At 70.5% G+C, this 9,644-nt stretch carries 12 protein-coding genes and 1 tRNA gene; 7 read left to right on the top strand and 6 right to left on the bottom strand.

All coding sequences use genetic code 11. The annotated features are described in order from the left end of the window. The first annotated feature begins 78 nt into the window (after nucleotides 1-78). On the top strand, nucleotides 79-972 hold the full coding sequence (locus ACODSY_RS05310) for an Hsp33 family molecular chaperone (protein ID WP_488950615.1): 894 nt from the start codon (nucleotides 79-81) through the stop codon (nucleotides 970-972). Here the strand turns inward: ACODSY_RS05310 and ACODSY_RS05315 are convergent. Continuing rightward, a complete protein-coding gene (locus ACODSY_RS05315; RefSeq protein WP_488950616.1) occupies nucleotides 969-1,397 on the bottom strand; it encodes a MarR family winged helix-turn-helix transcriptional regulator in 429 nt (142 codons plus the stop codon). The genes ACODSY_RS05310 and ACODSY_RS05315 overlap by 4 nt on opposite strands. Before the next feature lie 79 nt (nucleotides 1,398-1,476). On the opposite strand from ACODSY_RS05315, the gene ACODSY_RS05320 reads away from it, so the two are divergent. Next, nucleotides 1,477-2,295 carry an amidohydrolase family protein gene (locus ACODSY_RS05320; RefSeq protein WP_488950617.1) on the top strand — a complete coding sequence of 273 codons (819 nt, stop codon included), beginning with the start codon at nucleotides 1,477-1,479 and terminating at the stop codon, nucleotides 2,293-2,295. Here the strand turns inward: ACODSY_RS05320 and ACODSY_RS05325 are convergent. Then, nucleotides 2,292-2,687 carry a YciI family protein gene (locus ACODSY_RS05325; protein WP_488950618.1) on the bottom strand — a complete coding sequence of 132 codons (396 nt, stop codon included), beginning with the start codon at nucleotides 2,685-2,687 and terminating at the stop codon, nucleotides 2,292-2,294. The genes ACODSY_RS05320 and ACODSY_RS05325 overlap by 4 nt on opposite strands. Nucleotides 2,688-2,742: 55 nt before the next feature. Next, nucleotides 2,743-3,927, bottom strand: coding sequence for an O-succinylhomoserine sulfhydrylase (gene metZ / locus ACODSY_RS05330; protein WP_488950619.1), 1,185 nt, complete (start codon nucleotides 3,925-3,927; stop codon nucleotides 2,743-2,745). Nucleotides 3,928-4,065: 138 nt separating this feature from the next. Between metZ and ACODSY_RS05335 the strand changes: the two genes are divergently transcribed. After that, the gene (locus ACODSY_RS05335) at nucleotides 4,066-5,085 is read left to right on the top strand and encodes a 2'-deoxycytidine 5'-triphosphate deaminase (protein WP_488950620.1); all 1,020 of its coding nucleotides are present in this window, start codon (nucleotides 4,066-4,068) and stop codon (nucleotides 5,083-5,085) included. A gap of 24 nt (nucleotides 5,086-5,109) precedes the next feature. After that, the gene (locus tag ACODSY_RS05340) at nucleotides 5,110-5,991 is read left to right on the top strand and encodes a TraB/GumN family protein (protein WP_488950621.1); all 882 of its coding nucleotides are present in this window, start codon (nucleotides 5,110-5,112) and stop codon (nucleotides 5,989-5,991) included. 11 nt (nucleotides 5,992-6,002) lie between these two features. Here ACODSY_RS05340 and ACODSY_RS05345 read toward each other — a convergent pair whose 3' ends face one another. Both ACODSY_RS05345 and ACODSY_RS05350 read right to left on the bottom strand, forming a co-directional pair. Then, nucleotides 6,003-6,911: a hypothetical protein gene (locus tag ACODSY_RS05345; protein WP_488950622.1), complete on the bottom strand. Its 909-nt coding sequence runs from the start codon at nucleotides 6,909-6,911 to the stop codon at nucleotides 6,003-6,005. 4 nt (nucleotides 6,912-6,915) lie between these two features. Further along, complete coding sequence (locus ACODSY_RS05350; RefSeq protein WP_488950623.1) at nucleotides 6,916-7,509, bottom strand: HD domain-containing protein; 594 nt, start codon at nucleotides 7,507-7,509, stop codon at nucleotides 6,916-6,918. A gap of 108 nt (nucleotides 7,510-7,617) precedes the next feature. Between ACODSY_RS05350 and ACODSY_RS05355 the strand changes: the two genes are divergently transcribed. Together ACODSY_RS05355 and ACODSY_RS05360 are read left to right on the top strand one after the other, a co-directional pair. Next, nucleotides 7,618-7,692, top strand: a tRNA-Gly gene (locus ACODSY_RS05355). Between the two features lie 190 nt (nucleotides 7,693-7,882). Continuing rightward, a complete protein-coding gene (locus ACODSY_RS05360; protein ID WP_488950624.1) occupies nucleotides 7,883-8,008 on the top strand; it encodes a hypothetical protein in 126 nt (41 codons plus the stop codon). Nucleotides 8,009-8,047: 39 nt separating this feature from the next. Here ACODSY_RS05360 and ACODSY_RS05365 read toward each other — a convergent pair whose 3' ends face one another. Continuing rightward, nucleotides 8,048-8,686 carry an NUDIX hydrolase gene (locus ACODSY_RS05365; protein WP_488950625.1) on the bottom strand — a complete coding sequence of 213 codons (639 nt, stop codon included), beginning with the start codon at nucleotides 8,684-8,686 and terminating at the stop codon, nucleotides 8,048-8,050. Between the two features lie 92 nt (nucleotides 8,687-8,778). Between ACODSY_RS05365 and ACODSY_RS05370 the strand changes: the two genes are divergently transcribed. Further along, nucleotides 8,779-9,644: ADP-ribosylglycohydrolase family protein (locus ACODSY_RS05370; protein WP_488950626.1), on the top strand; the 866-nt coding region annotated here is incomplete at its 3' end.

A 9,644-nucleotide genomic window follows, 5' to 3' on the forward strand; every position in this document is an offset into this window, starting at 1 on the left:
CAGGGGAGGACGCACAGGACGGGCCCTAGGACAACTCGCCCGCTCGCAACCCGGCCGACGCGCCCTATATTGCGCCCCATGTCCGATACCCAGATCCCCGACGACATCGTCGGCGCCTTCCAGATCGAAGGCGAACCCGTCCGCGGCCGCATCGCCCGCCTTGGCCCGGCGATCGAGGAGGTCCTGCGCGGCCACGACTATCCTGAACCCGTGGCCAACCTGCTGGGGGAAGCCTGTGCGCTGGCCGCTCTGGTCGGCTCGAACCTGAAGTTCGACGGCCGCCTGATCGTCGAGGCGCGCGGGGCCGGTCCGGTCCGCTACGTGGTCGCCGATTACGATACCTCGGGCGGCCTGCGCGGCTACTGCCGCTTCGACCCCGAAGAGGTCGAGGCCGCCTCGCAGGGTTTCCTGCGACCGGGGGCCAAGACCCTGCTGGGCGAGGGCGTCTTCATGATGACCGTCGACCAGGGCAACGAAATGGACCGCTACCAGGGCATGACGTCCATCGACGGCGAGACCCTGGCCCTCTGCGCCGAGCAGTATTTCGCCCAGTCCGAACAGACGCCCACCCGCATCCGCCTGGCCGTGGGCCGGGAGGAGACCGGCTGGCGTGCGGGCGGCTTCCTGATCCAGTACATCGCCGCAGACGAGACGCGCGGCGACACCCTGGAGGCCTGGGTCCGCACCCAGGCGTTCTTCGAGACCCTGGGCGAGGACGAACTCCTCGACACCGAGCTGTCGTCGGACCGGCTGCTGTTCCGCCTGTTCCACGAGGACGGCGTGCGCGTATTCGGCTCCAAGCCCCTGCGCGCCTTCTGCCGCTGCAGCCAGGATCGGATCGTCACGGTGCTGAAGTCGTTCGATCCGGCCGAGCGCGAGGACATGGTCGAGGACGATGGCAAGATCCACGTCACCTGCGAATACTGCAGCCGCGTCTACGCAGTGCCCCCCGAGGCGCTGGAGGCGGCTTAGGGCATTTCCAGGATCGCGCGCAGGCCGGCGGCGAACTTCGCCACCTCGGCCTCGCCGCCCAGCGCCGCGGTGATCTGGGCGTTCAGCGCGTCCAGGTTCACCCGGAAGCGATCCAGCGCGGCCTGCCCCTCCGCCGTCAGGGCCACGGTCCAGGCCCGGCCGTCGGCGGGATTGGGCTCGCGACTGACTAGGCCGGCCTCCATCAGCCGGCCCATCATCCCGGTCACCGCCGACTCGTTCAGCTTGAGCTGGCGCGCGACGGTCTTCTGGGTGGTCGCTCCTTCGCGCTGGATCACGAACATCACCGCCGCCTGGGCCGCCGTCACGCCGGCGGCCCCCTGGGAGTCCCGATCCGCGCGGGTCTTCAGCCGGTGCGCGGCGGTCTGCAGCAAGTGATACAGCCGCTCGCGGCCGGACGGGTCCATGCGCCCGACGCTAGCCCGCGTTGACAGCTCCGCTCAATCCGCATTTACTTGCTATGTGAAGTAAATTGTGGAGACCGCCATGGGCGCCGTCGACGTCTGGGCCCAGCAGCCCAACGCCCTGTTCCAATCTCAGCCGTGGCTGGCCACCCTGAACCGCTGGACCGGCAAGACCGGCGACGAGCCCCTCGTCACCACGGACCGGACGCTGGCGGCCATGGACGACGGTGGTGTGGACATCACGATCCTGTCGGCCTGGTGCGGCCCGCGGGGCTGGCTGATTACCAACGACGAGGTCGCCGCCGCCTGCGCCGAGGCGCCCGACCGGCTGCGCGGACTGATCTCGGTGGACCTGAACGACCCCATGGGCGCCGTGCGCACCATCCGAGCACAGGCGGCGAACCCGGCCTTCGTGGGCGTGCGCATCGTGCCCTGGCTGTGGGAGCTGCCGCCCAACGACCGGCGCTACTACCCGGTCTATGTGGCCTGTGTGGAGGCGGGCCTGCCGTTTTGCACCCAGATCGGCCATACCGGGCCGCTGTGCCGCTCGGAGCCGGGCCGCCCGATCCCCTACCTCGACGACGTGCTGCTGGACTTCCCCGAGCTCAGCGTCGTCGGCGGCCACGTGGGCTTTCCGTGGATGGACGAGGTGCTGTCGCTGGCGCGCAAGTATCCCAACTTCTACGTCGACACCTCGGCCTACACCGTGAAGCGCCTGCCGCCCGTGCTTGTGGAGTTCATGCGCGGGCAGGGCGCTGGCCGGGTCCTGTTCGGCACCAATTGGCCGATGATCTCGCCCAGGCATGCTCTGGCGTCGCTGGACGAACTGGACCTGGATCCGCGCGCGCGGGACCTGTTCCTCGGCGGCGCGGCGCGCAAGGTGTTCCGGCTGGCGGCCTAAGGCAGCAGCGGGTCCCTTGTCGCGAACAGCGGCCGCCAGTTGCGGAGCTCAGCCGTCATGATCCCGGCCTTGATCGCCGGATCGGCCGCCAGCAACGCCTTGGCCTCGGCCATGTCGTTCGCCTTGACGATCGCCAGACCGCCGCCTTCCGGATCGGTGGTCGGGCCGCCGGCCAGCACCACGCCCTCCTTGAAGAGCTTGGTCATGTACATGCCGTGCGGGCCCAGCCCCTGCACGCTCATCGGCTGCCCGACCTTCCAGGCGGGACCGGCGCTATAGACGAACAGGAAGTAGACGGGCTTGGGCGCCGCCGCCGGCGTCTGCGCGATGGCGGGCGCGGTGGTCAGCATCGCGACGGCGGCGAGAGCGGCGGTGCGGCGGAGCATCTTCATGCCTTAACCGTAACGCCGTTCCGCGCCTCCGCGAACGGCCTTGAGACGAACGGTCCTAGGCGGCGTCGAGCGCGCGGCTGACGTCGCGCACAAGGTCGCCGGCGCCCTCCAGGCCCACGCTCATCCGCACCCAGCCCTCGGTCAGGCCGATTTCCAGCCGCTCGGCCTCGGGCATCGAGCGGTGGGTCGTGGTGCAGGGGTGGGTGGCCATCGACTTGGCGTCGCCCAGGTTGTTCGAGATGTCGACGATCTGCAGCGCGTCCAGGAACCGCCAGGCGGCCTCGCGGCTGCCCAGGTCGAAGGCCACGACGTTGCCGCCGCCGGTCATCTGGTTGGCGATGATGGCCGCCTGCGGGTGGTCGGCCCGGCCCGGGTATATGGTCCTCACGACCTTGGAATGGGCGGCGATCGCGTCGGCCACGCGCGCGCAGTTCTCGGTCTGTCGGCGAACCCGCAGCTCCAGCGTCTCCAGGCCCTTCAGCAGCACCCAGGCGTTGAACGGCGACAGCGCCGGCCCGGTGTGGCGGTGCATGTCCTTGTAGGCCTGGGTCATCAGCTCGACCGCGCCCAGGATCGCTCCGCCCAGCACCCGGCCCTGGCCGTCGATGTGCTTGGTGGCCGAATAGACGACGATGTCGGCGCCCAGGGCCAAGGGCTTCTGGAAGATCGGCGTGGCGAAGACGTTGTCCACGACCAGCTTGGCGCCGGCCGCATGCGCGATCTCGGCCACGGCGCCGATGGCGGTGACCTCCAGCAGCGGGTTGGCCGGGCTCTCGATCAGGAAGCACTTCGTGTTGGGTCGGACCGCGTTCTTCCAGGCCTCCAGATCGGTGGCGTCCACATAGGTGGTCTCGACGCCGAAGCGCGGCATCCATTCCGACAGGATCCAGCGGCACGAGCCGAAAAGCGCGCGGCCGGCCACGATGTGGTCGCCGGCGCGGACCAGGCCCATCAAGGCCAGCTGCACCGCCGCCATGCCCGAGGCGGTGGCCTTGCACTGTTCGGCGCCCTCCATCAGCGCCAGCCGGTCCTCGAACATCTGCGTGGTCGGGTTCCCGAACCGTTGATAGATGAAGCCGGGCGCATTGCCCGCGAACCGCGCGTCGGCCGAGGCGGCGCTTTCGTAGGCGAACGACTGGTTGAGGAAGAGGGCCTCCGAGATCTCGCCGTGCTCGGTGCGCATGAGGCCGCCGCGCACTGCCCGGGTCTCGATTTCCCAATCGCGCGGATCTTCAGCCATCATGGCCTCCTCGAGAAAAACTCGGCCGCTTGAACGCCGGGCGCCCCGGCCCGTCAAGCGCCGGTTTCCTGCAAGCGGCCTCAAATCCCCTCGCCAAGCCTTGCCACATCGCGGTTCTGCGTTAAGTGTTCGCCGCCCATGAGCGACTTCAGCGTCCCGGGCATCCTGCCCTGCCAGTCCATCGAAGCCCTGATCGCGAACGGCGCCATCGCCTCGGCGAGCCCGTTCGACGACGACCAGGTCCAGCCCGCCAGCCTCGACCTGCGGCTCGCCGGCAAGGCCTGGCGCGTGCGCGCCTCGTTCCTGCCGCGCCACGGGACGGTGCGGCAGCGGATCGCCGAGGTGGCGATGCACGAGCTGGACCTGACGGCGGGCGCGGTGCTGGAGCGCGGCTGCGTCTACATCGCCGAGCTGCAGGAGTGGGTGAAGCTGCCCAAGGGCGTCTCGGCCCGCGCCAATCCCAAGAGCTCCACCGGCCGCGTCGACGTGTTCGTGCGGGTCATCACAGATTACGGCGACGCCTTCGACGACGTGGACGAGGGCTACGAGGGCCCGCTCTACATGGAGATCGCGCCCCAGACCTTCTCGGTGCTGGTGCGCTCGGGCACGCGCCTCAACCAGCTCCGCCTCAAGGCCGGCGTGCCCCCCCGCCTGCGCACTGAGAGCGTCGGCGTCGACCTGACCGGCGAGATCGCGGGCTTCCGGGGACGCCGCCACGCGGGCGTCGTCGACCTGGACCACGAGGACGGCCACGACCCGCGCGACTTCTGGGAGCCGCTGATTCCGCGCAACGGCCAGCTCCTGCTCGATCCCGGCGAGTTCTACATCCTGGCGTCGAAGCAGGCGGTGGAGATCCCGGTGCTGGAAGCCGCCGAGATGACCCCGATCGACCCGTCGGTGGGCGAGTTCCGCGTCCACTACGCCGGCTTCTTCGATCCCGGCTTCGGCACCGACGAGGCCCACGGCAAGGGCTCGAAGGGTGTGCTGGAGGTCCGCAGCCACGAGACCCCGTTCATCCTGGAGGACGGCCAGACGGTCGCGCGCCTGGTCTACGAACCGCTCACCGAGCGGCCGACGCGCCTCTATGGCGACCTAGGGTCGCACTACCAGCGCCAGGGCCTGAAATTATCGAAGCATTTTCGCATTTGGCAGGCATAGTCACCCGCATCTGACAGACGCTCGTTGTCGGGGGACACCGTGGGCTGGTTGCGCAGGCTCGCCGCCGTGGCGGGCGTACTTGTTCTCGCCGGGTCCGGCGCGGCCTCCGCGGCGCCCGCCATGTGGCGCGTCTCGGATGGCGACAGCCAGCTCTACCTCTTCGGCACGCTGCACGCGCTGAAGCCCAGCCAGGCCTGGCGCACGCCGCTCTACGACGCCGTCCTGGCCCGCGCCGGGACCGTCTGGTTCGAAGCCGACATGCAGGCCGGCGATCCCGACACCATCCGCCTGCTGGTCCAGCGTTATGGCGTCGATCCCGACCGCCCGCTGAGCCGCAAGCTGGCGCCGTCCGACCTGGGCGCCCTGGCCCGCCAGACCGACCTCGCCCGCGTCGACCACCTGCGGCCCTGGGCGGCCGCGCTGATGCTCTCCATGCAACCCGCGCTGGCCAAGGGCGCGTCGGTGGAGAAGGGCGCCGACATGACCATCACGCGCGCCGCCCGCGCCGAGTCCAAGCGCATCCGCACCTTCGAGACCCTGGAGGACCAGGCCCGGATGTTCGCTGGCCTCCCCGAGGCCTCCGAGGTCCGCTACCTGACCAACGTGGTTCGCGAGCGCAGCCGCGGCCCCCGCCTGCGCCTGCCCTTCCAGCCCGCGAGCCTCGAGGCCGCCTGGCTCGCGGGCGCCCTGGGCCCGGGCCAGATCGAGGAGATGCGCGCCGAGAACCCGGCGCTCTACGACGCTTTCCTCAAGCGCCGCAACGAAGCCTGGGCCGAGAAGCTCGAGGCCGAGATGGCCGGTTCCGGCGTCGAGCTGGTCAACGTCGGGGCCCTGCACATGGTGGGGGTCGACGGCCTGCCGGCGCTGCTGGCGGCGCGGGGGTTCAAGGTCGAGCGGGTGCAGTAGCCCGCGCGGTCCTACCGCCGCCCCGCGCAGGCGCCCGGCTGCTCGGCCTTCCAGCGGACGATGGCGTAGTCCGACCCGTTCCACCGCATCACCGGGAAGCAGAAGCCGGGCCCGCCGTTCACGATGTCCGGCCAGCCGCCCACGCCGCGCGTGGTCTGGAAATCTGGGATGCCCGGGCTCTGGAACAGCTTGCGCCAGGCTCCGGACGGCTCCTTGGTCACCAGCACGTAGCCCTGGCCGGTATTGCCGAAGCACTCCAGGCCGCTGTCGGTGATCATGGCGTCGGGACGACCGTCGCCGTTGAGGTCGCGGATCTCGATCTGCAGCTCCTGGCTCTTGTCGCAGGCCAGGTACTTGCCGCGGGTGGGGGCAAAGCCCGCCGCCCGGAACGCCGCCGCGCGGTCCGCCGCGCTGCCCCCCGCCGCAGTGCCAGGCGCCGCCGCCGGCCGCGCGCCGCCTTCCGCCGGGCAGGCCTTCAGCGAGAGATAGCCCTGAGCGCCCTGCCACGTCCACGTCCGCTGGCAGCCGGGGCCCTCGACCGTGTAGTCGCGCCAGCCCGCCGTGCGGGTCTCCAGCACCTTGATGCGTCCCTCGCCCGCGCCCAGCAACGTCCAGCTTGCCTGGCCTCGCTTCTGGATCACCCAGAACTGCTGCCCCGCGGGGCCGTAGCAGGCGGGATCGACGTCGGTGATCACCGCCTCGGGCCGGCCGTCGCCGTTCATGTCGACGGCGCTCGGGCGCGGCTGGCTGGGCCGCCCGCAGCCGTTGAGGATCTGATTGCCCTGGATGCGGAAGCCCGCCGCCGCGATCATCGCCGCCGCCTCGCGCGCCCGCTCCTGCGGCGTCGCCTGGGCGAGCGCCGTACCGCCCCAGGCCAGGGCGGCGGCGGCGACGAGAAAGCCGAGCCGCCCCCGCGCCATGGCGTCAGGCCGCCTGCGGCTTGCGGTAGATCGAGTGTTTCGGAACGTCCATCACCCGCCGCATCATCGGCACGAAGGCCTCCAGCGGCATGGTGTCGTAGCCGGGCTCGAACGAATTCTGGTCGTACAGGTGGCAGAACTGCGCCGTGTATTCGAACCATTCGTGCCCGCGCCACTGCTCGCGCATGTCACGGTCCAGGCCCAGGTGGTGGAAGAAGTAGTAGCCCTGGAAGATGCCGTGCTTCTCCAGCATCCAGTGGTTCTGCTCCGAGATGTACGGCTTCAGGATCGCCGCCCCGAGTTCGGCGTGGCTGGCCGGCAGCAGGATGTCGCCGATGTCGTGCAGCAGCGCGCAGACCACATATTCCTCGTCGCGCCCGTCGCGGTGCGCCCGCGTGGCGGTCTGCAGGCTGTGCTCCAGACGGTCGACGTTGAACCCGCCGTAGTCGTTGTCCAGCAGCTTCAGGTGCGACAGGATCCGGTCCACGTGCTCGCCCCGGTGGGCCTGGCCCGCCCGTGCGATCGCGGCCCAGTCGGCCGCCGTGCCCTGGGTCATCGCCGTGAAGGTGGCCCTGTCGTGCGTCGCGCCGTCCGCCATCGCGTATCTCCGCCTATCGTGTTCCGCCAAATCGTGCGGCTCGGCGGCGCTGAGGTCAATCCAGCCCCTTGGCCCCGCCGCCCGCCGCCGCTATGTAGGCCGCCGCACGCGGGTGTAGTTCAGAGGTAGAACGTCAGCTTCCCAAGCTGAATGTCAGGGGTTCGATTCCCCTCACCCGCTCCAAGCGCTCCAATGACCCGACCCTCGCCGTACGAACCCTCTCTGAGGCGTGGACTGTCGTGGATTGAGGGAGCCCAGCGTGTTCTTCCATGCCCACCACGCGGAACCCGACCGCCCCGATCCGTGTTTCTCGCGCGCCTGGCGCGAGAGCTTAGCCGTGCCGGTGCGAGCTGATGTTCGAATGAGGGTTGTCGTGCTGCATAGGGATTTCGATCCGGACCGGGTCGAGCGCGTCGTCGTGTGGCTGGGACTGGTCGCTGCCGTCGTGGTCGGCGCGGCTTTGCCGTTGCTGGTCTCGATGGGAGCCAGCGCCCCCTAGGCGTTTGGCGGCCTCAGGCCGAGGCGCAGGCCAATTCTCCTACGCCGCCTCGTACAGCCGCGCGGGGCGGTGGCTGCCGTGGGTGAAGGCTTCGGTCTCGCGGACGCAGTCGAGGGTCGCCACCATCTTGCGGAAATTGCGCTTCTCGGCCGGTTCGCCGGTCACCGCCTCGTAGGCGGCCTGCAGCTGGCCCAGGGTGAACCGCGCGGGCAACAGGGCGAAGAGGGGTGAGACGCGGCGCGCGTGGCTGGCCAGCACGGCCAGGGCCTGCTTCAGGATCCGGTCGTGGTCAAAGGCCAGCGGCGGCAGGCGTCCTGCCGCGAACCACTTCGCCTGGGCGGCGTCGGTCGCGGCCGCCAGCCTGAGTTCGTCCGACGGCATCAGGGCCAGGTAGGCCACCGAGATCACCCGCTCGCGCGGGTCGCGGTCGGGCGCACTGAAGTTGCCGAACGGCAGCAGCAGCTCGGCATCGACGCCCGTCTCTTCCTTGAGCTCGCGGCGCGCGCAGGCGTCCAGCTCCTCGTCGGGCTGCAGGAAGCCGCCGGGCAGGGCCCAGGCGCCGCGGAAGGGCTCGGCCCCCCGCTCGATCAGCAGCACGTGCAGCGCGCCGGCGCGCAACGTGAACACCGCGATGTCGGTGGCGACGGCGGGGTGCGGATATTCGTACGTGAAAGGCATGTTCGTGTATTGACGACACTAAGTGGTTAAGGGTAAGTGTGAATTCGACACTAAGTTAGATCGCGCCCATGTCAACCGAAGGGCCTTCCGCCATGAGTCTCGCCCACGTCTCCCCCTCGTTGCCGATCGAGGTCGTCGCTTACGGCCGTGGCGTGCTGGGCCTTTGCGCCTGCCCCGGCGTGGGCGGCGGGCTGGAGGCCGACCTGGCGGCGGTGGCGGCGTTCCGGCCGGACGTCATCGTCACGCTGATGTCGACGCAGGAGCTGAAGGGCCTGGGCCGCGCCGATCTCATGGAGCGCCTGCCGGCCCTGGCCGGCCAGTGGCACCACACGCCGCTGCGCGCCGGCGCCGCGCCCGGGGCCAAGTTCGAGCGGCTGTGGGCCTATGCGGGCTGGCAGGCGCGCCAGGCGCTGCACCGCGGCGGCCGGGTGCTGATCCACTGCGACGACGGCCGGGTTCGGTCGCGCCAGTTGGCCACACGGCTGCTGGGCGAACTGGGCGTCCGCCCGGACGAGGTCCGCGCGCACATCCGCCTGCCGAGGCTCGACCTGGTCTCACCCGCCGGCGGCGCGCCGCCCGCGACCGTGGCCGCCGCCACCGACGCCCTGGCGGGCCGGATCCTGGGCTGCCTCATGGGCGGCGCCCTGGGCGACGCGTTCGGCTACGCGGTGGAGTTCAAGACCCTGGCCGAGATTCGCGAGAAGCACGGCCCCGCCGGCCTGGTCGAGCCGCGGCTGCGCGACGGCGAGCTGGTGGCCAGCGACGACACTCAGATGACCCTCTACACCGCCGAGGGTCTGCTCGCCGCGACCCCGGCCGGCGCCGTGCCGTCGGAAAGCGCTATCGTCGCCCGCGTCCGCGAGGCCTATCTGGCCTGGTTCCGCACTCAGCGCGAGGACTGGCCGCCCCGTGCGACGGGCCTGGGCCAGCATCGCGCGCTGTGGGCCGTGGGGGGGGG

Source organism: Phenylobacterium sp. FG114 (assembly GCF_057809855.1).